Genomic DNA, 23,043 nt, shown 5'->3' with positions numbered 1-23,043 from the left:
GATTTTATTATGCTAATCAAATTATTAACAAAAGTTTTCGGTAGCCGTAACGACCGCACCCTGCGCCGGATGCGCAAAGTCGTCAACCTCATCAATGCCATGGAACCGGAGATGGAAAAACTCTCCGACGAAGAACTGAAGGGAAAAACTGCAGAGTTTCGCGCACGTCTGGAAAAAGGCGAAGTGCTGGAAAACCTGATCCCGGAAGCCTTTGCCGTTGTGCGTGAAGCAAGTAAGCGTGTCTTTGGGATGCGTCACTTCGACGTTCAGTTGCTCGGCGGCATGGTTCTTAATGAACGCTGTATCGCGGAAATGCGTACTGGTGAAGGTAAAACACTGACCGCAACGCTGCCTGCTTACCTGAACGCATTAACCGGTAAGGGCGTGCACGTTGTTACCGTCAACGATTACCTGGCGCAGCGTGACGCCGAAAACAACCGTCCGCTGTTTGAATTCCTCGGTATGACCGTCGGCATCAACCTACCGGGCATGCCTGCGCCAGCGAAACGTGAAGCCTATGCGGCCGACATTACTTACGGTACTAACAACGAGTACGGTTTCGACTACCTGCGCGACAACATGGCGTTCAGCCCAGAAGAGCGTGTACAGCGTAAACTGCACTATGCGCTGGTGGACGAAGTGGACTCCATCCTGATCGATGAAGCGCGTACACCGCTGATCATTTCTGGTCCGGCAGAAGACAGTTCGGAAATGTATAAGCGCGTCAACAAAATCATTCCACACCTGATCCGCCAGGAAAAAGAAGACTCTGAAACCTTCCAGGGCGAAGGTCACTTCTCGGTTGATGAAAAATCTCGTCAGGTGAACCTGACCGAACGTGGTTTGGTGCTGATTGAAGAGCTGTTGGTGAAAGAAGGGATCATGGCCGAAGGCGAGTCGTTGTATTCTCCGGCTAATATCATGCTGATGCACCACGTAACGGCGGCGCTGCGTGCCCACGCGCTATTTACCCGCGACGTCGATTACATCGTTAAAGATGGTGAAGTTATCATCGTTGACGAACATACCGGTCGTACCATGCAAGGGCGTCGCTGGTCCGATGGCCTGCACCAGGCTGTGGAAGCGAAAGAAGGTGTGCAGATCCAGAACGAAAACCAGACGCTGGCTTCTATCACCTTCCAGAACTACTTCCGTTTGTATGAAAAACTGGCGGGGATGACCGGTACGGCTGATACCGAAGCATTCGAATTTAGCTCAATCTACAAGCTGGATACCGTCGTCGTTCCGACTAACCGTCCGATGATTCGTAAAGATCTGCCGGATCTGGTCTACATGACCGAAGCGGAAAAAATCCAGGCGATCATTGAAGATATCAAAGAGCGTACCGCGAAAGGCCAGCCGGTGCTGGTTGGTACTATCTCCATCGAAAAATCAGAACTGGTATCAAACGAGCTGACCAAAGCGGGTATCAAGCATAACGTTCTGAACGCCAAATTCCACGCCAACGAAGCTGCGATTGTTGCCCAGGCGGGTTATCCGGCGGCTGTGACTATCGCGACCAACATGGCGGGTCGTGGTACTGACATTGTGCTCGGCGGTAGCTGGCAGGCAGAAGTTGCCGCGCTGGAAAACCCGACCGCAGAGCAAATTGAAAAAATTAAAGCTGACTGGCAGGTACGCCACGACGCGGTTCTGGCAGCAGGTGGTTTGCATATCATCGGTACAGAACGTCACGAATCTCGTCGTATCGATAACCAGTTGCGTGGCCGTTCGGGTCGCCAGGGAGATGCCGGTTCTTCCCGTTTCTACCTGTCGATGGAAGATGCGCTGATGCGTATTTTTGCCTCCGACCGTGTTTCCGGCATGATGCGTAAACTGGGTATGAAACCTGGTGAAGCGATTGAACACCCTTGGGTAACCAAAGCAATTGCCAACGCCCAGCGTAAAGTTGAAAGCCGTAACTTCGACATTCGTAAACAGTTGCTGGAATACGATGACGTAGCTAACGATCAGCGTCGCGCCATTTACTCCCAGCGTAACGAACTGCTGGATGTCAGCGATGTGAGCGAAACCATCAACAGCATTCGTGAAGATGTGTTCAAAGCGACCATCGATGCCTACATTCCGCCACAATCACTGGAAGAAATGTGGGACATTCCTGGGCTGCAAGAGCGTCTGAAAAACGATTTCGATCTCGATATGCCGATTGCCGAGTGGCTGGACAAAGAGCCAGAGCTGCATGAAGAGACGCTGCGTGAGCGTATTCTGGCGCAGTCCATCGAAGTGTATCAGCGTAAAGAAGAAGTGGTTGGCGCCGAGATGATGCGTCACTTCGAGAAAGGTGTGATGTTGCAAACGCTGGACTCCCTGTGGAAAGAGCACCTGGCGGCGATGGATTACCTGCGTCAGGGGATCCACCTGCGTGGTTACGCGCAGAAAGATCCGAAGCAGGAATACAAACGTGAATCCTTCGCAATGTTTGCGGCGATGCTGGAATCATTGAAATATGAAGTGGTTAGCACGCTGAGCAAAGTTCAGGTTCGTATGCCGGAAGAAGTTGAAGAGCTGGAGCAACAGCGTCGTATGGAAGCCGAGCGTTTAGCGCAAATGCAGCAGCTTAGCCATCAGGATGACGACTCTGCAGCCGCAGCGGCGCTGGCTGCACAAACCGGCGAGCGTAAAGTTGGGCGTAACGATCCTTGCCCGTGCGGTTCCGGTAAAAAATACAAGCAGTGCCATGGTCGCCTGCAATAAAAGCTAATCAATAAGACAAAAGGCGCAGAAATCTGCGCCTTTTTTATAGGTTTAAGACAATGAAAAAACTGCAAATTGCGGTAGGTATTATTCGCAACGAGAACCACGAAATCTTTATAACCCGCCGTGCCGCAGATGCGCACATGGCGAATAAGTTGGAGTTTCCTGGCGGTAAAATTGAAGCGGGCGAAACGCCAGAACAGGCGGTGGTGCGGGAGCTTCAGGAAGAAGTCGGGATTACGCCACAACGTTTTTCGCTGTTTGAAAAGCTGGAATATCAGTTCCCTGACAGGCATATCACACTGTGGTTCTGGCTGGTCGAAGGCTGGGAAGGGGAACCGTGGGGGAAAGAAGGGCAACCTGGTGAGTGGATGGCGCTGGCCAGCCTCAATGCAGAAGATTTTCCGCCAGCCAATGAACCGGTAATTGCGAAGCTTAAGCGCCTGTAGGTCAAATAAGGCGTTCACGCCGCATCCGACATTTGCCCTGATGCCTGATGCGACGCAGGCGCGTCTTATCAGGCCTGCGGGATTTTGTAATCCGTTGATATGCAAGATCTTGCAGGTCGGATAAGGCGTTTACACCGCATCCGACAATGCCTCACCTCTTACACCCAATTACTTCAGCTCTTCGCTCCAGTCATCGCTTTCGGACAGATCGCCGCTGCTGGGGATGCGTTTTTCTTCAGCAGCCCATTCTCCGAGGTCGATCAACTGACAACGTTTGCAACAAAATGGCCGAAACGGGCTGATTTCACCCCATACCACCGTTTTCCCGCAAGTTGGGCAGTTCACCGTAATAGTTTCTGACATCGTAACTCCTTAGCAGCACGCCAGTTCAAAATCCAGGCGCTCTGGCACCAGACCATTTTCACTGTCCAGCGGCATAAAACGAATCGCAAAACGACTCTTATGACCAGAAATTTGCGGATAAAGCTGTGAATCAAGGGCCAGATTCAGCCGTAGAAGATCAGCGTCTTCGCCATTATCCTGATAGAAACCGTTCAGACTGGTTTGTTTGCGAAACGGTGCCGACTGGCGAATTAAATCTAACACCATGGTAAGTGCCTGGGTGAGCGGATTCAGGCTGGCAATCCAGGTTTCTACCTGGCTGTCGCGCTGTGCCTGGGGTAAATGCAGCCAGATATGCAAAGTTGGCAAATCAAAGCTACAACAACCGCCGGGTATGCTCAGACGCTGGCGCACTAAAGCAATCAGACGATCTTCACGCAGAAATTGCCCGATACGCGGTGCGGAAATCAGCACGCTGCCCGCCGCTTTTAACTGCTGAATTAATGCTTCAATACGACTCTGGTCCACGCCTGGCACGTCAATCCAGGTCTGGAGTTTACGCTGCTGGCGGTCAAGCTCTTTCAACAATTCGGTGCGTACTTCCCCACGCTCGAAAACATCCAGCAAGTCACTGACATTACGGAAGAAATGCAGAGCGCCAGCGTAGTCAACGATGGGTAAATTTACGGTGAGTTGCTGAATCAAAAACTCAATGCGTAGCCATGTACGCATTTTTTCATTTAGTGGATGTTCAAAAAGGACCTGGGTCTGCATTAAGGTTTTTCCTGTGAGACAAACTGCGACGCAAGCTGCAAGTAATTTGCGTGCAGGCGGGCAACATCCGATGCAATAGCATCCGGTGCGCCGTTATTATCAATGACGTCATCCGCCACGGCAAGGCGGGCTTCGCGCGTTGCCTGGGCAGCAAGAATTTGTTCGACATGTTCGCGAGTAACATCATCGCGCTGCATGGTGCGCTTAAGTTGCGTTTCTGGGCTGACATCCACCACCAGCACACGATTCGCTTTTTTATACAGCGAGTTTTCTACCAGCAATGGCACAACCCAAAGTACATAGGGGGAAGTTGCTTGCTGGAGCTGACGTTGCGTCTCCTGCTGAATCAACGGATGTAGCAGGGCATTAAGCCAGTTTTTCTCTTCCGGGTTGGCGAAGATCCGCTCGCGTAAGGCCCGGCGCTGCAATGTTCCATCAGCAGCAATCATATCAGCGCCGAAATGTTCAGCAATGGCACGCAGTGCAGGTCTACCCGGTTCAACTACCTGACGCGCAATAATATCGGCATCAATGACGTTAATTCCGAGGTCAGCAAACGCATTTGCAACGGTACTCTTGCCACTGCCAATGCCACCCGTTAAGGCAACCGTATACCTCATATTTTATATTCCCGGGAATTCATCATGATTATCAAAACATTAAAAATGAGCACGCGAAAGCGGGATTAATGAAACGTTCGCCCATTATTTACCAGGTAAATTTGTGGGATTGTAGCGTAAAAAAAGACAATTTCGCAGTCTTGCGCCACATAGATTAGTGCGTATGATAGCGTCACTGGAGTTGCGCTCTTACCCTTATAGCCATTAACCCCAGGAATCCGCACATGCGTATTGAAGAAGATCTGAAGTTAGGTTTTAAAGACGTTCTCATCCGTCCTAAACGCTCCACTCTTAAAAGCCGTTCCGATGTTGAACTGGAACGTCAATTCACCTTCAAACATTCAGGTCAGAGCTGGTCCGGCGTGCCGATTATCGCCGCAAATATGGATACCGTAGGCACTTTTACCATGGCTACGGCATTGGCTTCTTTCGATATTCTGACTGCTGTACATAAACATTACTCTGTTGAAGAGTGGCAAGCGTTTATCAACAATTCTTCCGCTGATGTGCTGAAACATGTGATGGTTTCTACCGGCACGTCAGATGCGGATTTCGAAAAAACTAAACAGATTCTCGACCTGAACCCGGCATTAAACTTCGTTTGTATTGACGTGGCGAATGGTTATTCCGAGCACTTCGTACAGTTCGTTGCGAAAGCGCGTGAAGCGTGGCCGACCAAAACCATTTGTGCTGGCAACGTAGTGACAGGTGAAATGTGTGAGGAGCTTATCCTCTCCGGTGCCGATATCGTTAAAGTTGGCATTGGCCCAGGTTCTGTTTGTACGACTCGCGTCAAGACGGGCGTCGGTTACCCGCAGCTTTCTGCAGTAATCGAATGCGCTGATGCCGCGCACGGTCTGGGCGGGATGATCGTCAGCGATGGCGGTTGCACCACGCCGGGCGATGTAGCTAAAGCCTTTGGTGGCGGTGCTGATTTCGTGATGCTCGGCGGTATGCTGGCGGGTCACGAAGAGAGCGGCGGTCGTATCGTCGAAGAGAACGGCGAAAAATTTATGTTGTTCTACGGTATGAGCTCCGAGTCTGCGATGAAACGTCACGTTGGCGGCGTTGCAGAATATCGTGCAGCGGAAGGTAAAACCGTTAAGCTGCCGCTGCGTGGCCCAGTTGAAAACACGGCGCGTGATATTTTGGGTGGCCTGCGTTCAGCTTGTACATATGTTGGGGCTTCTCGCCTGAAAGAACTGACCAAGCGCACCACGTTTATCCGCGTACTGGAACAAGAAAACCGCATCTTCAATAACCTGTAATCTCCCAATGCTGGCGTGGATCACTGCGCCAGCGTTATCCCATCCCACTCATCGCGTCGCCCAGATGGAAAATTGGCAAATACATTGCCACCACCAGCGTGCCGATAATTCCTCCGGTAATGACCAGTAAGGCCGGTTCCAGTAAAGCAGCAAGATTATCTGCCAGCGCCAACGTGTTATCCCGATGATGGTGGGCGAGATTCTCCAGCATGAGATCCAGCGACCCGGAGGCTTCTCCCGTTCTCACTAACTGCAAACAGAGCGGGCTAAACTCACCGGCATTTTTTAACGCCAGCCAGATGGGCTGACCGTTGCTGATATCGTGCTGGATTTGTGTCAGAAGTTGTGCCCAGTACGGGCAGCCCATTGTCTCTTTGACGCTCTCTACCCCTTGCAAAAAAGTAATACCTGCACTTTGTGTCAGCGCCAGAATCGTAAAGATCTGCGTGAGCTTTTGTCCCCGCATTAGTGAACCCATAATTGGGATGCGTAACAGCGATTTCTGCCTCACGATAAGCCAGGTCGGGCGGCGCATCAGCAACTTATTGGCTATTGCCAGCAGTAAGCCGAACAACAGCAGCAGCCAGCCCCACTCACCGCTGAAATCTGCCAGCGTCATGATCCCCTGTGTAAGTGTCGGTAGCGGGGTGTTAAAGGTTTTATAGATAGCGGCAAACTCGGGCAGAACAAAATGCAGCATTGCTACAACTACCGTTATCGCCATCGCTAAAATGATAATGGGATAACGCAATGCTGATTTCACTTTGTCGGCTAACTGGCGCTGGGCTTTTTGCTGACGAGCCAGTTCAAAGCAGCATTCATCCAGCTTACCGGTCAGTTCGCCTGTGCGGATCATCGCCTGATAAAGCGGCGGAAAAACCTCTGACCAGGGCAATAAGGCATTGGAAAAGGCAATACCCTGTTCGAGATCGTGTGCCAGCGATTGCAATAACGCCTGCCATTGCCTGCTCGGATGTTGCTCCGCCAATAGGGCTAATCCTTCCGAAAGGGTTAGTCCGGCTTTGAGTAATGTTGCCAGTTGATGAATGACTTCCGCGCTTTTGTCTGCGTGCCACTGGGCTGAATTAATAGATATCCGCTTCAGGTGCAGTGGGGTAACGGCTTGTTGCTGTAGTGCGATAAGTAGCAAAGAACGGCTCTCTGCCCACAGTACTCCATCTTGCGCATTGCCGTCGCCGGTTATGCCATGCCAGCGCCAGAGTTGCTTACTCGCCATGTGGCATCCCCAATACGCGGATTAACTCTTCAAAGGTGGTTAAACCTTGTTCCACGGCTAGGCAGCCGTTTTCAAAAAGCGTGTGCATTCCAGTTTGTCGGGCGTGCGTTTCCAGCGATTCAACGTCGGTATTAGCGGAAATGAGCTGGCGTATGACAGGTGTTATGGGCAACACTTCAAATAAGGCCGTGCGGCCATAAAAACCGTGGTAGCAATGTTTACAACCAGGTGCTTGCCAGCGGGGCAACGAAGATGACCATAAATTGCCTGGAAGGCGGATTGCTTCCCCTTGCTGCAGGCGACAATGCGGGCAAAGTTTGCGAACCAGACGTTGGGCTACCACCAGCGTGAGTGCTGATGAGAGCATCCAGCGGGCAACTCCCATTTGCTGTAAACGCACCAGTGTTTCGCAGGTAGAGTTGGTGTGTAGCGTGGACAACACCAGGTGACCCGTTTGTGCGGCTTTAATGGCAATTTCTGCCGTTTCACCATCACGGATCTCTCCGATCATGATGACATCGGGATCCTGACGTAATAACGCACGCAAAACCCCCTGAAAGGTAAGACCAGCACGCGGATGGATTTGCGTCTGGTTAAGCCCTGCGATGGGGATCTCCACCGGATCTTCGACGCTGCAAATATTAATATCGGCGGTATTCAGCGTTTGCAGAGCGCTATAAAGTGTGACCGTTTTACCGCTACCGGTAGGACCGGTAACCAACACCAGCCCTTGTGGTTGTTGTAGGGCATGAGCAAAGTCCGCCAGTTGTAACTGCTGCATTCCCAGCGTGTTGACATCCAGCGCCTGGTCCACCTGCTGTAACAGCCGCAATACCACTTTTTCACCGCCCCGACATGGCAAGGTAGCAATGCGAAATGAGACTGTGTTACCCGCCAGTTCGACAGTGAATTGCCCATCCTGCGGCAGGCGATGTTCCGCAATATCCAGGCTTCCCAGCACTTTTAATCTGGCGGTTAATGCTATTCCGGCATCCAGTGGAACATCTGGTAAAGGATGCAACACGCCGTCGATGCGTAAGCGGATGCGGTAGCTATTGTCCGCTGGTTCGATATGAATATCAGAAGCGCGTTGTTCGAGTGCAGATTGTAACGTTTGAGTCAGCAATTCTGTTTTGGGCTGATATTTTTCCGGGGCTGCTACGGGCAACCTATGTTGTGACCGGCTGGCGTGGCCTTCCATCTGCTGGCGTGTCCAGCAGGTGATCTCAATGCGTTTGGTAGTAGCGAAATGCAAAGCGTCAAGTAACTCATGTGAGGGCGCATCGACCACCGCAACATGAACCACCTCTTCGCTGGCATCCAGCAAGACGCCCTGGTAACGCAGGCACAGAGCGGTGAGCTGTGAAATATTCATTGCCGCTCCTTAGTTGGCGTCATCAAAGCGGAAGACATCTTCGCAGGCTTGCTGCAACGCGCTGTCACTTTGAATATTGCAGTTGCGCGTCCAGCCGGTGACGCCGTTGGCGTTATCCCAACCTGGTGTCATGATGACGCTTAACCCATTGAGGCTCTCTTGTCCTGTCAGCGACACCACGCCTTTTGCCACACTCATAGCAGAGACATAGCGAGTGGTGGTGGGCGAGGGGATGCCGTTACTGCCGCCGTCGCAGGTATCTAATCCGCCATGCTCCAGTGCGCATAATTCTACGGCGGTGCGGTAAGGCACAAAGGTTTGCAGCATGTCGGTGAGCGCTGCTTTGCGCAGGTAGTTCTGATAAGCGGGAATACCAATGGCGCTTAAAATGGCAATAATGCCAATAACTACCATTAGTTCGATGAGTGTAAAGCCGCGTTGTTTGTCCATCTGTTTCGCTCCTTGATTTCGTTGGCGCTACTTTGGCAAACGCCATCGGCACAGGCGAGGGGCAAAAAACGAAACGGGAAGGCGGGTTCCGAGGTTTTTTATTATGTTGCAGTGAAAGACAAGATATTTGCGAGGCGTTACGAAGAAAGTTGGAGAAGGTAAGATTCATCCGCTCGCTACGGAGCGGATGAATCTGTCAGCAATTAGCGAAAACGCATTGAAAGGTCGAGTGCCTGTACGTGTTTGGTCAGTGCGCCGACAGAGATAAAGTCCACGCCTGTTTCGGCAAATTCGCGCAGAGTTTTGTCGGTGACGTTACCCGAAACTTCCAGCAGCGCCTTACCATTGGTACGTTTGACAGCTTCGCGCATTTGTTCTGTTTCGAAGTTATCCAGCATGATGATATCGGCACCTGATTTCAGGGCTTCATCAAGTTCTTCCAGATCCTCGACTTCGACTTCTACTGGCGCATCCGGGTGCAGCCAGGACGCTTTTTCGACCGCCTGACGTACTGAGCCAGAGGCAATAATATGGTTTTCTTTAATCAGGAAGGCGTCAGAAAGTCCCAGGCGGTGATTCGCTCCGCCGCCGCAAAGTACCGCATATTTCAGAGCCGAACGCAGACCGGGCAAGGTTTTGCGAGTATCCAGCAACTGCGTGTTGGTGCCTTCCAGCAGTTTGACATAGTGGCGAACCTTACTGGCAACCCCAGAAAGGGTTTGTACAAAATTGAGCGCCGTGCGTTCACCCGTTAACAGCACGCGGGAGGGGCCTTCAAGTTCGAAAAGGAGTTGATTGGCGTTGATGACATCACCGTCATCCACATGCCAGATAATGGTGACATCGTCACCAGCCAGTTGAATAAACACCTCTTCAACCCAGCGTTTGCCGCAAAATACGCCATTCTCGCGGGTGATCACTGTTGCATGAGAGCGAGAATTTTCCGGTAAAAGTTTTGCCGTAATATCATTGTTGGCATCGACTGTTCCGCCTAAATCTTCCCGCAGCGCCTGGGCCACCGCGCTGGGTATATCGAGATTAATGCGTTCCAGCAGCTCGTCACGTCGGGTGTCAGGGTTATAGCGGCGAGGCGGCATGTTAAAACTCCAGATAGCTAACGAATCATAAGGTAGAAACATGCTACTCTGAACCAGATATTAGCACCACATATAAGGAGATCCTGCATGTTGTTAGAACAGGGGTGGCTGACCGGCGCGCGCCGCGTTCCCTCGCCTCATTACGATTGTCGCCCGGATGACGAAGTTCCCACCCTGCTGGTGGTGCACAATATTAGCCTGCCGCCAGGTGAGTTTGGCGGCCCGTGGATCGACGCATTATTCACCGGAACTATTGATCCGCAGGCGCATCCCTTCTTTGCTGAGATAGCTCATTTGCGCGTTTCCGCTCACTGTTTGATTCGCCGTGATGGTGAAATTGTCCAGTATGTTCCTTTCGATAAACGCGCCTGGCACGCGGGTGTCTCTCAGTATCAAGGTCGTGAACGCTGTAATGATTTTTCTATTGGGATTGAGCTGGAAGGCACCGATACGCTGGCTTACACCGATGCGCAGTATCAGCAACTGGCGGCGGTCACTCGGGCGCTGATTGATCGCTATCCAGCTATTGCTAATAACATGACGGGGCATTGCGATATTGCGCCGGATCGTAAAACCGATCCTGGTCCTGCATTTGATTGGGCACGGTTTCGCGCGCTGGTCAGCAAGGAGACAACATGACGCTATTCACAACCTTACTGGTGTTAATTTTTGAGCGCCTGTTTAAGTTGGGCGAGCACTGGCAGTTTGATCACCGCCTTGAAGCGTTCTTTCGGCGGGTGAAACATTTTTCACTCGGGCGCACGTTAGGTATGACCATTATTGCGATGGGGGTGACTTTTTTGCTGTTGCGCGCGTTGCATGGGCTATTGTTCAACGTTCCGACGCTGCTGGTGTGGCTGCTGATTGGTTTGCTGTGTATTGGCGCAGGTAAAGTTCGTCTTCATTATCATGCTTATCTGGCAGCCGCTTCACGTAATGATAGCCATGCCCGTTCCACAATGGCTGGCGAACTCACTATGATTCACGGCGTCCCTGCAGGCTGCGATGAACGTGAATACTTGCGGGAACTGCAAAATGCACTGCTGTGGATTAACTTTCGTTTTTACCTGGCACCGCTGTTCTGGTTGATTGTGGGGGGAAGTTGGGGGCCAGTTACGCTGATGGGGTATGCGTTTTTGCGCGCATGGCAATACTGGCTGGCGCGTTACCAGACGCCGCATCATCGTTTACAGTCGGGGATTGATGCAGTGCTTCATGTCGCGGATTGGGTGCCGGTTCGCCTTGCGGGTGTGGTTTATGCCTTGATCGGCCACGGTGAGAAAGCGTTACCTGCCTGGTTTGCTTCGCTGGCCGATTTCTATACTTCGCAATATCAGGTGTTAACGCGTCTGGCGCAGTTCTCTCTGGCGCGTGAACCGCATGTCGATAAGGTGGAGACACCGAAAGCAGCAGTTTCAATGGCGAAGAAAACCTCGTTTGTGGTCGTGGTAGTGATTGCGCTACTGACGATTTACGGGACATTGGTGTAAAGATTGTTGCCCTCACCCAGACAGGGTGAGGGCGGAGAGAGGTTAATGCGCTTTTACTGCTTTTGCGGTTTTCTCTTTAAACAGATAGCCGATGCCTAACACCACCAGCCATACCGGGATCAGGTAAACCGAAATCGCCATCCCCGGCGTCATCAGCATAATTACCAGTACCGTCGCCATAAACAGCAGGCAGATCCAGTTACCCAGCGGATAGAGCAGGGCAGGGAAGCGGGTAGCCACACCTTGTGCTTGTTTGGCACGACGGAATTTCATGTGCGCAAGACTTATCATCGCCCAGTTGATTACCAGAGCGGAAACCACCAGCGCCATTAACAGTCCGAATGCGGACTCTGGGGCAAGGTAGTTAATCAGTACGCACAATGCCGTAACCAGCGCAGATACCAGAATGGTGTTGACCGGTACGCCGCGTTTATCGACGGAAGCGAGCATTTTCGGTGCATTTCCCTGTTGTGCCAGACCAAACAGCATACGGCTGTTGCAGTAGACGCAACTGTTGTACACGGAAAGTGCCGCCGTCAACACCACGATATTCAGGGCGTTAGCCACAAAGGTGTCGCCCAGTTCATGGAAGATCAACACGAATGGACTGGTATCAGCGGTAACGCGCGTCCACGGCATCAGTGAGAGCAGGACGGCTAACGAACCAATGTAGAAAATCAGGATGCGGTAGATAACCTGATTGGTTGCTTTCGGGATGCTTTGCTCCGGGTTATCGGCTTCTGCGGCGGTGATCCCCACTAGCTCCAGACCACCAAACGAGAACATGATAATCGCCATCATCATCACCAGCCCGGTGAAGCCGTGCGGCAGGAATCCGCCCTGTTCCCAGAGGTTACGGACGGTCGCTTGCGGACCGCCGTTGCCACTGAACAGCAGCCAGCCGCCGAAGATGATCATCGCCACCACCGCGATAACTTTGATAATGGCAAACCAGAACTCCATCTCGCCAAACACTTTAACGTTGGTCAGGTTGATGGCGTTGATCACCACAAAGAACACGGCGGCAGAAGCCCAGGTTGGGATATCCGGATACCAGAACTGAATGTATTTGCCGACGGCAGTAAGCTCCGCCATGGCAACTAATACGTACAATACCCAGTAGTTCCAGCCTGAGGCGAAGCCAGCAAAGCTCCCCCAGTATTTATAAGCAAAGTGGCTGAAGGAGCCTGCTACAGGTTCTTCGACCACCATTTCACCTAGCTGACGCATGATCAGAAAGGCGATAAAACCAGCAATGGCGTAACCCAGAATGATCCCTGGCCCTGCGGACTGTATTACGGAGGCGCTTCCCAGGAATAGCCCGGTCCCTATCGCGCCACCCAGCGCGATAAGCTGAATATGGCGGTTTTTAAGGCCGCGCTTTAGCTGCTCGCCGTGCTGTTGACCTTCCATCATGAAACCTCGTGCGGTGATTGTTTTTTTGATCTACGCAGTGATGCGTGTGTAAGTTTGCAATTCCGTTTGTTGTATTAATTTGTTTACAACTTGGAAGTTTGAATTGTTACAAAAAGACTTCCGTCAGATAAAGAATAATGGTATGCGGCAGCGAATGCACCCGCTTTATGCATGGTTGAAGATGGGTTGTCTAAAAAGAAACCATTTGTAAAGACCAGTCTCAAACAATCCCACCCATAACAAAGAATATAAATTCATTTTTATTGAATTAAAAATCGAAAAATTGGTAAGTGAATCGGTTCAATTCGGATTTTTATAGTTTAATAATCGTTAAAAAAACCTTGCTCACGTAAAGCCTACATTTGTGCATAGTTACAACTTTGAAACGCTATATATGTCAAGTTGTTAAAATGTGCACAGTTTCATGATTTCAATCAAAACCTGTATAGACATAAGGTGAATACTTTGTTACTTTAGCGTCACAGACATGAAATTGGTAAGACCAATTGACTTCGGCAAGTGGCTTAAGACAGGAACTCATGGCCTACAGCAAAATCCGCCAACCAAAACTCTCCGATGTGATTGAGCAGCAACTGGAGTTTTTGATCCTCGAGGGCACCCTTCGCCCTGGTGAAAAACTCCCACCGGAACGCGAACTGGCGAAACAGTTCGACGTCTCCCGTCCCTCCTTGCGTGAGGCGATTCAACGTCTCGAAGCGAAGGGCTTGTTGCTTCGTCGCCAGGGTGGCGGCACTTTTGTCCAGAGCAGCCTCTGGCAAAGCTTCAGCGATCCGCTGGTGGAGCTGCTCTCCGACCATCCTGAATCACAATACGACTTGCTCGAAACACGACACGCCCTGGAAGGCATAGCCGCCTATTACGCCGCGTTGCGTAGTACCGATGAAGACAAGGAACGCATTCGTGAACTCCACCACGCCATAGAGCTGGCGCAGCAGTCTGGCGATCTGGACGCGGAATCAAACGCCGTACTCCAGTATCAGATTGCCGTCACCGAAGCGGCCCACAATGTGGTTTTGCTTCATCTGCTAAGGTGTATGGAGCCGATGTTGGCCCAGAATGTCCGTCAAAACTTCGAATTGCTCTATTCGCGTCGAGAGATGCTGCCGCTGGTGAGTAGTCACCGCACTCGCATATTCGAAGCAATTATGGCCGGTAAGCCAGAAGAAGCGCGCGAAGCATCGCATCGCCATCTGGCCTTTATCGAAGAAATCTTGCTCGACAGAAGCCGTGAGGAGAGCCGCCGTGAGCGTTCTCTGCGCCGTCTGGAGCAACGAAAGAATTAGTGATTTTTCTGGTGAAAATTAGCCAGAAGATGTTGTAAATCAAGCGCATATAAAAGCGCAGCAACTAAACGTAGAACCTGTCTTATTGAGCTTTCCAGCGAGAGTTCAATGGGACAGGTTCCAGAAAACTCAACGTTATTAGATAGATAAGGAATAACCCATGTCAGAACGTTTCCCAAATGACGTGGATCCGATCGAAACTCGCGACTGGCTCCAGGCGATCGAATCGGTCATCCGTGAAGAAGGTGTTGAGCGTGCTCAGTATCTGATCGACCAACTGCTTGCTGAAGCCCGCAAAGGCGGAGTCAACGTAGCCGCAGGCACCGGCGTCAGCAACTACATCAACACCATCCCCGTTGAAGAACAGCCGGAGTATCCGGGTAATCTGGAACTGGAACGCCGTATTCGTTCAGCTATCCGCTGGAACGCCATCATGACGGTTCTGCGTGCATCCAAAAAAGATCTGGAACTGGGCGGCCACATGGCGTCTTTCCAGTCTTCCGCAACCATTTATGATGTGTGTTTTAACCACTTCTTCCGTGCACGCAACGAGCAGGATGGCGGCGACCTGGTTTACTTCCAGGGGCACATCTCCCCGGGCGTTTACGCACGAGCTTTCCTGGAAGGTCGTCTGACTCAGGAGCAACTGGATAATTTCCGTCAGGAAGTCCACGGTAATGGCCTCTCTTCCTACCCGCACCCGAAACTGATGCCGGAATTCTGGCAGTTCCCGACCGTATCTATGGGGCTGGGGCCAATCGGTGCTATCTACCAGGCGAAGTTCCTGAAATATCTGGAACACCGTGGCCTGAAAGATACCTCTAAACAGACCGTTTACGCATTCCTTGGTGACGGCGAGATGGACGAACCAGAATCCAAAGGTGCGATCACCATCGCTACCCGTGAAAAACTGGATAACCTGGTCTTCGTTATCAACTGTAACCTGCAGCGTCTTGACGGCCCGGTCACCGGTAACGGCAAGATCATCAACGAACTGGAAGGCATCTTCGAAGGTGCTGGCTGGAACGTGATCAAAGTGATGTGGGGTAGCCGTTGGGATGAGCTGCTGCGTAAAGATACCAGCGGTAAACTGATCCAACTGATGAACGAAACCGTTGACGGCGACTACCAGACCTTCAAATCGAAAGATGGTGCGTACGTTCGTGAACACTTCTTCGGTAAATATCCGGAAACCGCAGCACTGGTTGCAGACTGGACTGACGAGCAGATCTGGGCATTGAACCGTGGCGGTCACGATCCGAAGAAAATCTACGCTGCATTCAAGAAAGCGCAGGAAACCAAAGGCAAAGCGACAGTAATCCTTGCTCATACCATTAAAGGTTACGGCATGGGCGATGCGGCTGAAGGTAAAAACATTGCGCACCAGGTTAAGAAAATGAACATGGACGGCGTGCGCCATATCCGCGACCGTTTCAATGTGCCGGTGTCTGATGCAGATATCGAAAAACTGCCGTACATCACCTTCCCGGAAGGTTCTGAAGAGCATACCTATCTGCACGCTCAGCGTCAGAAACTGCACGGTTATCTGCCAAGCCGCCAGCCGAACTTTACCGAGAAGCTGGAGCTGCCGAGCCTGCAAGACTTCGGTGCGCTGCTGGAAGAACAGAGCAAAGAGATCTCCACCACTATCGCTTTTGTTCGTGCCCTGAACGTGATGCTGAAGAACAAGTCGATCAAAGACCGACTTGTGCCGATCATCGCTGACGAAGCGCGTACTTTCGGTATGGAAGGTCTGTTCCGTCAGATTGGTATCTATAGCCCGAACGGTCAGCAGTACACCCCGCAGGATCGCGAGCAGGTTGCGTACTATAAAGAAGACGAGAAAGGTCAGATTCTGCAGGAAGGGATCAACGAGCTGGGCGCAGGTTGTTCCTGGCTGGCTGCGGCGACCTCTTACAGCACCAACAATCTGCCGATGATTCCGTTCTACATCTATTACTCGATGTTCGGATTCCAGCGTATTGGCGATCTGTGCTGGGCGGCTGGCGACCAGCAGGCGCGTGGCTTCCTGATCGGCGGTACTTCCGGTCGTACCACCCTGAACGGCGAAGGTCTGCAGCACGAAGATGGTCACAGCCACATTCAGTCGCTGACTATCCCGAACTGTATCTCTTACGACCCGGCTTACGCTTACGAAGTTGCTGTCATCATGCATGATGGTCTGGAGCGTATGTACGGTGAAAAACAAGAGAACGTTTACTACTACATCACCACGCTGAACGAAAACTACCACATGCCGGCAATGCCGGAAGGTGCTGAGGAAGGTATCCGTAAAGGTATCTACAAACTCGAAACCATTGAAGGTAGCAAAGGTAAAGTTCAACTGCTGGGCTCCGGTTCTATCCTGCGCCACGTCCGTGAAGCAGCACAGATCCTGGCGAAAGATTACGGCGTAGGTTCTGACGTTTATAGCGTGACCTCCTTCACCGAACTGGCGCGTGATGGTCAGGATTGTGAACGCTGGAACATGCTGCATCCGCTGGAAACTCCGCGCGTTCCGTACATCGCTCAGGTGATGAACGACGCTCCGGCAGTGGCATCTACCGACTATATGAAACTGTTCGCTGAGCAGGTCCGTACTTACGTACCGGCTGACGACTACCGCGTACTGGGTACTGATGGCTTCGGTCGTTCCGACAGCCGTGAGAACCTGCGTCACCACTTCGAAGTTGATGCTTCCTATGTTGTGGTTGCGGCGCTGGGCGAACTGGCTAAACGTGGCGAAATCGATAAGAAAGTGGTTGCTGACGCAATCGCCAAATTCAACATCGATGCAGATAAAGTTAACCCGCGTCTGGCGTAAGAGGTAAAAGAATAATGGCTATCGAAATCAAAGTACCGGACATCGGGGCTGATGAAGTTGAAATCACCGAGATCCTGGTCAAAGTGGGCGACAAAGTTGAAGCCGAACAGTCGCTGATCACCGTAGAAGGCGACAAAGCCTCTATGGAAGTTCCGTCTCCGCAGGCGGGTATCGTTAAAGAGATCAAAGTCTCTGTTGGAGATAAAACCCAGACCGGCGCACTGATTATGATTTTCGATTCCGCCGACGGTGCAGCAGACGCTGCACCTGCTCAGGCAGAAGAGAAGAAAGAAGCAGCTCCGGCAGCAGCACCAGCGGCTGCGGCGGCAAAAGACGTTAACGTTCCGGATATCGGCAGCGACGAAGTTGAAGTGACCGAAATCCTGGTGAAAGTGGGCGACAAAGTTGAAGCTGAACAGTCGCTGATCACCGTAGAAGGCGACAAGGCTTCTATGGAAGTTCCGGCTCCGTTTGCGGGCATCGTGAAAGAGATCAAAGTGAACGTTGGCGACAAAGTGTCTACCGGCTCACTGATTATGGTCTTCGAAGTTGCGGGGGCAGCCGGCGCGGCAGCTCCGGCTCCGGCGGCAAAACAGGAAGCGGCTCCGGCACCTGCGGCAGCGACTGGCGTGAAAGAAGTTAACGTTCCGGATATCGGCGGTGACGAAGTTGAAGTGACCGAAGTGATGGTGAAAGTGGGCGACAAAGTTACCGCTGAGCAGTCACTGATCACCGTAGAAGGCGACAAAGCTTCTATGGAAGTTCCGGCTCCGTTCGCGGGCGTGGTGAAAGAACTGAAAGTGAATGTTGGCGACAAAGTGAAAACTGGCTCGCTGATTATGATCTTCGAAGTTGAAGGCGCAGCGCCTGCGGCAGCTCCGGCGAAACAGGAAGCGGCAGCTCCGGCCCCGGCTGCAAAAGCTGAAGCTCCGGCAGCAGCACCGGCTGCAAAAGCGGAAGGCAAATCTGAATTTGCTGAAAACGACGCTTATGTTCACGCGACTCCGCTGATCCGCCGTCTGGCTCGCGAGTTCGGCGTTAACCTGGCGAAAGTGAAGGGCACAGGCCGTAAAGGTCGTATCCTGCGCGAAGACGTTCAGGCTTATGTGAAAGAAGCCATCAAACGTGCAGAAGCGGCTCCGGCAGCGACTGGCGGCGGTATCCCAGGCATGTTGCCGTGGCCGAAGGTGGACTTCAGCAAGTTTGGTGAAATCGAAGAAGTGGAACTGGGTCGCATTCAGAAAATCTCTGGTGCTAACCTGAGCCGTAACTGGGTGATGATCCCGCACGTTACCCACTTCGACAAGACCGATATCACCGAGCTGGAAGCGTTCCGTAAACAGCAGAACGAAGAAGCTGCGAAACGTAAGCTGGATGTGAAGATCACCCCGGTTGTCTTCATCATGAAAGCCGTTGCTGCGGCACTTGAGCAGATGCCTCGCTTCAACAGTTCGCTGTCGGAAGACGGTCAGCGTCTGACCCTGAAGAAATACATCAACATCGGTGTGGCGGTGGATACTCCGAACGGCCTGGTTGTTCCGGTATTCAAAGACGTCAACAAGAAAGGCATCATCGAGCTGTCTCGCGAGCTGATGACCATTTCCAAGAAAGCGCGTGACGGTAAGCTGACTGCGGGCGAAATGCAGGGTGGTTGCTTCACCATCTCCAGTATCGGCGGCCTGGGTACTACCCACTTCGCGCCGATTGTGAACGCACCGGAAGTGGCTATCCTCGGCGTTTCCAAGTCCGCGATGGAACCTGTGTGGAATGGTAAAGAGTTCGTGCCGCGTCTGATGCTGCCGATTTCTCTCTCCTTTGACCACCGCGTGATCGACGGTGCTGATGGTGCGCGTTTCATTACCATCATTAACAACACGCTGTCTGACATTCGCCGTCTGGTGATGTAAATAAAAGAGCCGGCCCAACGGCCGGCTTTTTTCTGGTAATCTTATGAATATATTGAGGTTATCAGGTAATAGACAAATCGGTTGCCGTTTGTTGTTTAAAAATTGTTAACAATTTTGTAAAATACCGACGGATAGAACGACCCGGTGGATAATGGGCGTCATAAAAAAAACGTCAGACCCGCCGGAGATAAATATATAGAGGTCATGATGAGTACTGAAATCAAAACTCAGGTCGTGGTACTTGGGGCAGGCCCCGCAGGTTACTCCGCTGCCTTCCGCTGCGCTGATTTAGGTCTGGAAACCGTAATCGTAGAACGCTACAACACCCTCGGCGGTGTTTGCCTGAACGTCGGCTGTATCCCTTCTAAAGCACTGCTGCACGTAGCAAAAGTTATCGAAGAAGCCAAAGCACTGGCTGAACACGGTATCGTTTTCGGTGAGCCGAAAACCGATATCGACAAGATTCGTACCTGGAAAGAGAAAGTTATCACTCAACTGACCGGCGGTCTGGCTGGTATGGCGAAAGGCCGTAAAGTGAAAGTGGTCAACGGTCTGGGTAAATTCACCGGGGCGAACACCCTGGAAGTTGAAGGTGAGAACGGTAAGACTGTGATCAACTTCGACAATGCGATCATCGCGGCGGGTTCTCGCCCGATCCAACTGCCGTTTATTCCGCATGAAGATCCGCGTATCTGGGACTCCACTGACGCTCTGGAATTGAAAGAAGTGCCAGAACGCCTGCTGGTTATGGGTGGCGGTATCATCGGTCTGGAAATGGGGACGGTATACCACGCGCTGGGTTCACAGATTGACGTGGTTGAAATGTTCGACCAGGTTATCCCGGCAGCAGATAAAGACATCGTTAAAGTCTTCACCAAGCGTATCAGCAAGAAATTCAACCTGATGCTGGAAACCAAAGTCACTGCCGTTGAAGCAAAAGAAGACGGTATCTACGTGACGATGGAAGGCAAAAAAGCACCGGCTGAACCACAGCGTTACGACGCCGTGCTGGTGGCGATTGGTCGTGTGCCGAACGGTAAAAACCTCGACGCAGGCAAAGCAGGCGTGGAAGTGGACGACCGTGGCTTCATCCGCGTTGACAAACAACTGCGTACCAACGTACCACACATCTTTGCTATCGGTGATATCGTCGGTCAGCCGATGCTGGCACACAAAGGTGTTCACGAAGGTCACGTTGCCGCTGAAGTTATCGCCGGTAAAAAACACTACTTCGATCCGAAAGTTATTCCGTCTATTGCCTATACCGAACCAGAAGTTGCATGGGTGGGTTTGACCGAGAAAGAAGCGAAAGAGAAAGGCATCAGCTACGAAACTGCCACCTTCCCGTGGGCTGCTTCTGGTCGTGCGATCGCTTCTGACTGCGCGGACGGTATGACCAAGCTGATTTTCGACAAAGAGTCTCATCGTGTGATCGGTGGTGCGATTGTCGGTACTAACGGCGGCGAGCTGTTGGGTGAAATCGGTCTGGCAATCGAAATGGGTTGCGACGCTGAAGACATCGCGCTGACCATCCACGCGCACCCGACTCTGCACGAGTCTGTGGGCCTGGCGGCAGAAGTGTTCGAAGGTAGCATTACCGACCTGCCGAACCCGAAAGCGAAGAAGAAGTAATTTTTCTTGTGCCGGGGCATCCGGTAAATTAAGAAGCGGCTATTCTGACGCTTCAGATTGTTGGCAAAGTGCTGGTTGTTTACGCCGGATGCGGCGTAAACGCCTTATCCGGCCTACAAAATCATGCAAATTCAATATATTGCAGGTTCCGTGTAGGCCCGATAAGCTTGCGCATCGGGCAATTCGATGTTTGTCATCAGTCTTAAGCGGCTAACAGCGCCGCTTTTTTTATGCCTGCAATTTACCTTTCCAGTCGTCTTGCTCCACGCTCAGACAACCGTTCGCGTACCGCTGACCGTTGTTCGTTATTCAGTCTGGCCGGACGGTTATTGTCGTTTAAACGCTGCGGGTGACTCTCCTGAATTCTCGCGCGTGCGACCTGCCGCTGTTCTGGTGATGCCGATTGAATACGCTGGCGGGCGTTATCACGCTGTTGTTGGTTCTGCGGGCGCTGCTGTACTTTTTCTTTAAATACTTGGCGCTGTTCGGGAGTAGTGGACTGAATATGCTGACGTGCCGTCTCTCTTCGCTGCTGATTCTGCGGGCTGGTTTGCATTTTCTCGCGGACTGCCTGGCGCTGCTCAGGAGAGGCCGATTGATAACGCTGGCGAGCGGTGTCCTTTTGCTGCCGGGTCAGTGGCTGGTGACGGCTGAACTCGCGGAAGTCGTCATAACTCCCATCGTGTTCCGCCTCATTAAACCGCTGTGCCGCAGCCTGACGTTGGGTGTCGCGCGTAGTGACTGGTGCAGCATGTGTTCGTTGCTGAAACTGACTTGCAGCCGCCTGGCGCTGGTTGTCGCGCGACGGTGCGGGTAGTTGTGTGGCGCTCATACCGCTTTTGATATCGGTTTGATGAAATCGCTTAGTCATATCTTGATCATGATAAGGCACACCATCGCGGTAATTCGGATTGTGCCGCCATGCCATATTCTTATCCGTAAGATGCTCACCGGTGATACGGTTGAAATTGTTGACGTCGATGTTGATGTTGTCGCCGTTGTGTTGCCAGCCGTTGCCGTCACGATGACCACCGTCGTGGTGATGATAATCATCGTTGTCGTGGTGATGGTGGTCATGATCGTCGTCATCCCAGTCGATGCTGCTGAATAACGCGTATGTGGTGGCAACGCCCATGCTGTAGCCGAATCCGCGCACGAAGCTGTCAACAAACGGTTCTCCGGCTGGTGGCGGCAGGTAAACCGGCGGATACGCGGTATTGGCCCAGTTCCCGTAAACCACGGTTGGGTTGTAGTTGGGAATATAAACTACATCCGGATTGGCTGGCTCAATGGTTATTACGGTCGGGGCAGGTTCTGCGACGACGGGGCTGGATGTTGAAACGGTATTGTATTGTGTGACAGGAGCCGTGACAGTCTGTTTTAGCGGTACGGCTTGCTTCGTGGTCGTAATAACTTTCTGTTCAGTTGATGACTTCAGTGACCCGGTTTGTTGCGCCAGTTGCCGCAAACGTTGTACCGAGTCCATCACATCCTGCGGCTGCGCCAGAAACGCATCGCCAAGATTTTGTACCCACTGCGGGTTTTCACCCATCAACGCCATCAATTGCGGAAAAGCCACCAGTGATTTGACGCTGGCATCCCACGGCTGACCGGATACTGCCTGAATAGCCGCATCGCCTTGTTTGAGCGGGTTATCGTGCGACCACTGCACGGCCTGGGCGACATTTGCCGGATAGGTCGATGCCATCAGCACTTGCGAAAGCAGTGCATCGGGGTACAGCGCGACAGGTGCGAGCCATTGATCGATTTGCGCAGTACTGAAGGCAGATTTGACGACGGCAGGCGTTACCGGGGGCATGGAAACTGTTGCAGGAAGCGTAACCGCAGCGACGTCAGGCGCAGACTGTTGTGTTGATTGCGCTACTACGGGGGCTTCCACCGTGCGACTTTTCACATACAACGTACCGGAAGCGGCACATAGCCCGGCGCTGCAAATTAGCGCCAGCACATGGGGTTTAAACGGCAAAGTAATTTTCATAGTCCTGATCTCAAGGAAATCGCAATGGTCGACGAACTGCCACCCGCAGGTGCTGTAGGCACGAGTATAAAGAGGCGGTAGTTTAAATTTTGACTCATGTTGGGATTTGTTGAGAAGGGTGATTATCACAATGCGAATTAACAG

General features: G+C 52.0%; 19 protein-coding genes. 10 read left to right on the top strand and 9 right to left on the bottom strand.

All coding sequences use genetic code 11. From position 1 onward, the window contains the following. The first annotated feature begins 9 nt into the window (after nt 1-9). Together secA and mutT are read left to right on the top strand one after the other, a co-directional pair. On the top strand, nt 10-2,715 hold the full coding sequence (secA, locus tag C1192_RS12485) for a preprotein translocase subunit SecA (protein WP_000905806.1): 2,706 nt from the start codon (nt 10-12) through the stop codon (nt 2,713-2,715). Between the two features lie 59 nt (nt 2,716-2,774). Then, nucleotides 2,775-3,164, top strand: a complete 390-nt coding sequence (gene mutT / locus C1192_RS12480; RefSeq protein WP_001517744.1) for an 8-oxo-dGTP diphosphatase MutT — start codon at nt 2,775-2,777, stop codon at nt 3,162-3,164. Between the two features lie 168 nt (nt 3,165-3,332). Here the strand turns inward: mutT and yacG are convergent, their stop codons facing one another. The 3 genes from yacG to coaE are packed head-to-tail and all read right to left on the bottom strand — an operon-like array spanning nt 3,333 to nt 4,900. Next, the gene (gene yacG / locus C1192_RS12475) at nt 3,333-3,527 is read right to left on the bottom strand and encodes a DNA gyrase inhibitor YacG (RefSeq protein ID WP_000005032.1); all 195 of its coding nucleotides are present in this window, start codon (nt 3,525-3,527) and stop codon (nt 3,333-3,335) included. A 9-nt stretch (nt 3,528-3,536) separates the two neighbouring features. Then, complete coding sequence (gene zapD, locus C1192_RS12470; protein WP_001194740.1) at nt 3,537-4,280, bottom strand: cell division protein ZapD; 744 nt, start codon at nt 4,278-4,280, stop codon at nt 3,537-3,539. After that, a complete protein-coding gene (gene coaE / locus C1192_RS12465; protein ID WP_038354956.1) occupies nt 4,280-4,900 on the bottom strand; it encodes a dephospho-CoA kinase in 621 nt (206 codons plus the stop codon). Before coaE ends, zapD begins: the two co-directional genes overlap by 1 nt. A 24-nt stretch (nt 4,901-4,924) precedes the next feature. On the opposite strand from coaE, the gene C1192_RS25415 reads away from it, so the two are divergent. Continuing rightward, on the top strand, nt 4,925-4,969 hold the full coding sequence (locus C1192_RS25415; RefSeq protein WP_175419238.1) for a hypothetical protein: 45 nt from the start codon (nt 4,925-4,927) through the stop codon (nt 4,967-4,969). A 155-nt stretch (nt 4,970-5,124) separates the two neighbouring features. Continuing rightward, complete coding sequence (guaC, locus tag C1192_RS12460) at nt 5,125-6,168, top strand: GMP reductase (protein ID WP_001217354.1); 1,044 nt, start codon at nt 5,125-5,127, stop codon at nt 6,166-6,168. A gap of 34 nt (nt 6,169-6,202) precedes the next feature. Here guaC and hofC read toward each other — a convergent pair whose 3' ends face one another. The 4 genes from hofC to nadC form a co-directional block, all read right to left on the bottom strand. Further along, nucleotides 6,203-7,405 carry a protein transport protein HofC gene (gene hofC, locus C1192_RS12455; RefSeq protein ID WP_000157279.1) on the bottom strand — a complete coding sequence of 401 codons (1,203 nt, stop codon included), beginning with the start codon at nt 7,403-7,405 and terminating at the stop codon, nt 6,203-6,205. Next, nucleotides 7,395-8,780, bottom strand: coding sequence for a type II secretion system protein GspE (gene gspE, locus C1192_RS12450; protein WP_001027409.1), 1,386 nt, complete (start codon nt 8,778-8,780; stop codon nt 7,395-7,397). The genes hofC and gspE overlap by 11 nt, the downstream gene beginning before the upstream one ends. A gap of 9 nt (nt 8,781-8,789) precedes the next feature. Continuing rightward, a complete protein-coding gene (ppdD, locus tag C1192_RS12445) occupies nt 8,790-9,230 on the bottom strand; it encodes a prepilin peptidase-dependent pilin (RefSeq protein ID WP_000360899.1) in 441 nt (146 codons plus the stop codon). A gap of 203 nt (nt 9,231-9,433) precedes the next feature. Further along, on the bottom strand, nt 9,434-10,327 hold the full coding sequence (nadC, locus tag C1192_RS12440) for a carboxylating nicotinate-nucleotide diphosphorylase (protein WP_038354957.1): 894 nt from the start codon (nt 10,325-10,327) through the stop codon (nt 9,434-9,436). 87 nt (nt 10,328-10,414) lie between these two features. On the opposite strand from nadC, the gene ampD reads away from it, so the two are divergent. Continuing rightward, complete coding sequence (gene ampD, locus C1192_RS12435; RefSeq protein ID WP_000923708.1) at nt 10,415-10,966, top strand: 1,6-anhydro-N-acetylmuramyl-L-alanine amidase AmpD; 552 nt, start codon at nt 10,415-10,417, stop codon at nt 10,964-10,966. Then, nucleotides 10,963-11,817, top strand: a complete 855-nt coding sequence (gene ampE, locus C1192_RS12430) for a beta-lactamase regulator AmpE (RefSeq protein ID WP_038354958.1) — start codon at nt 10,963-10,965, stop codon at nt 11,815-11,817. The genes ampD and ampE overlap by 4 nt, the downstream gene beginning before the upstream one ends. Before the next feature lie 42 nt (nt 11,818-11,859). Here the strand turns inward: ampE and aroP are convergent, their stop codons facing one another. Beyond that, the gene (gene aroP, locus C1192_RS12425; RefSeq protein ID WP_077784549.1) at nt 11,860-13,233 is read right to left on the bottom strand and encodes an aromatic amino acid transporter AroP; all 1,374 of its coding nucleotides are present in this window, start codon (nt 13,231-13,233) and stop codon (nt 11,860-11,862) included. A 539-nt stretch (nt 13,234-13,772) separates the two neighbouring features. On the opposite strand from aroP, the gene pdhR reads away from it, so the two are divergent. The 4 genes from pdhR to lpdA all read left to right on the top strand — a co-directional run bounded on the left by pdhR (nt 13,773) and on the right by lpdA (nt 20,900). Further along, complete coding sequence (pdhR, locus tag C1192_RS12420; protein ID WP_000331776.1) at nt 13,773-14,537, top strand: pyruvate dehydrogenase complex transcriptional repressor PdhR; 765 nt, start codon at nt 13,773-13,775, stop codon at nt 14,535-14,537. A gap of 160 nt (nt 14,538-14,697) precedes the next feature. Next, nucleotides 14,698-17,361 carry a pyruvate dehydrogenase (acetyl-transferring), homodimeric type gene (gene aceE / locus C1192_RS12410; protein ID WP_000003835.1) on the top strand — a complete coding sequence of 888 codons (2,664 nt, stop codon included), beginning with the start codon at nt 14,698-14,700 and terminating at the stop codon, nt 17,359-17,361. A 14-nt stretch (nt 17,362-17,375) separates the two neighbouring features. Then, complete coding sequence (gene aceF, locus C1192_RS12405) at nt 17,376-19,268, top strand: pyruvate dehydrogenase complex dihydrolipoyllysine-residue acetyltransferase (protein ID WP_038354960.1); 1,893 nt, start codon at nt 17,376-17,378, stop codon at nt 19,266-19,268. 207 nt (nt 19,269-19,475) lie between these two features. Next, nucleotides 19,476-20,900 (top strand): dihydrolipoyl dehydrogenase, encoded by a 1,425-nt coding sequence (gene lpdA, locus C1192_RS12400; protein ID WP_000102487.1) that lies wholly within the window; start codon nt 19,476-19,478, stop codon nt 20,898-20,900. Between the two features lie 241 nt (nt 20,901-21,141). On the opposite strand, the gene C1192_RS12395 is transcribed toward lpdA, so the two are convergent. After that, nucleotides 21,142-22,899, bottom strand: a complete 1,758-nt coding sequence (locus tag C1192_RS12395) for a DUF3300 domain-containing protein (RefSeq protein ID WP_038354961.1) — start codon at nt 22,897-22,899, stop codon at nt 21,142-21,144. Between the last annotated feature and the right edge of the window lie 144 nt (nt 22,900-23,043).

Origin of the sequence: Escherichia marmotae (assembly GCF_002900365.1) — a bacterium.
GTDB classification, from domain to species: Bacteria; Pseudomonadota; Gammaproteobacteria; order Enterobacterales; family Enterobacteriaceae; genus Escherichia; species Escherichia marmotae.
This window is presented reverse-complemented; position numbering and strand designations above follow the sequence as displayed.

What these genes read in the sequence shown, in the direction of transcription:
- secA (WP_000905806.1), top strand. Translation starts at nt 10, where the DNA reads ATGCTAATCAAATTATTAACAAAAGTTTTCGGTAGCCGTAACGACCGC.
- mutT (WP_001517744.1), top strand. Translation starts at nt 2,775, where the DNA reads ATGAAAAAACTGCAAATTGCGGTAGGTATTATTCGCAACGAGAACCAC.
- yacG (WP_000005032.1), bottom strand. Translation starts at nt 3,527, where the DNA reads ATGTCAGAAACTATTACGGTGAACTGCCCAACTTGCGGGAAAACGGTG.
- zapD (WP_001194740.1), bottom strand. Translation starts at nt 4,280, where the DNA reads ATGCAGACCCAGGTCCTTTTTGAACATCCACTAAATGAAAAAATGCGT.
- coaE (WP_038354956.1), bottom strand. Translation starts at nt 4,900, where the DNA reads ATGAGGTATACGGTTGCCTTAACGGGTGGCATTGGCAGTGGCAAGAGT.
- guaC (WP_001217354.1), top strand. Translation starts at nt 5,125, where the DNA reads ATGCGTATTGAAGAAGATCTGAAGTTAGGTTTTAAAGACGTTCTCATC.
- hofC (WP_000157279.1), bottom strand. Translation starts at nt 7,405, where the DNA reads ATGGCGAGTAAGCAACTCTGGCGCTGGCATGGCATAACCGGCGACGGC.
- gspE (WP_001027409.1), bottom strand. Translation starts at nt 8,780, where the DNA reads ATGAATATTTCACAGCTCACCGCTCTGTGCCTGCGTTACCAGGGCGTC.
- ppdD (WP_000360899.1), bottom strand. Translation starts at nt 9,230, where the DNA reads ATGGACAAACAACGCGGCTTTACACTCATCGAACTAATGGTAGTTATT.
- nadC (WP_038354957.1), bottom strand. Translation starts at nt 10,327, where the DNA reads ATGCCGCCTCGCCGCTATAACCCTGACACCCGACGTGACGAGCTGCTG.
- ampD (WP_000923708.1), top strand. Translation starts at nt 10,415, where the DNA reads ATGTTGTTAGAACAGGGGTGGCTGACCGGCGCGCGCCGCGTTCCCTCG.
- ampE (WP_038354958.1), top strand. Translation starts at nt 10,963, where the DNA reads ATGACGCTATTCACAACCTTACTGGTGTTAATTTTTGAGCGCCTGTTT.
- aroP (WP_077784549.1), bottom strand. Translation starts at nt 13,233, where the DNA reads ATGATGGAAGGTCAACAGCACGGCGAGCAGCTAAAGCGCGGCCTTAAA.
- pdhR (WP_000331776.1), top strand. Translation starts at nt 13,773, where the DNA reads ATGGCCTACAGCAAAATCCGCCAACCAAAACTCTCCGATGTGATTGAG.
- aceE (WP_000003835.1), top strand. Translation starts at nt 14,698, where the DNA reads ATGTCAGAACGTTTCCCAAATGACGTGGATCCGATCGAAACTCGCGAC.
- aceF (WP_038354960.1), top strand. Translation starts at nt 17,376, where the DNA reads ATGGCTATCGAAATCAAAGTACCGGACATCGGGGCTGATGAAGTTGAA.
- lpdA (WP_000102487.1), top strand. Translation starts at nt 19,476, where the DNA reads ATGAGTACTGAAATCAAAACTCAGGTCGTGGTACTTGGGGCAGGCCCC.
- C1192_RS12395 (WP_038354961.1), bottom strand. Translation starts at nt 22,899, where the DNA reads ATGAAAATTACTTTGCCGTTTAAACCCCATGTGCTGGCGCTAATTTGC.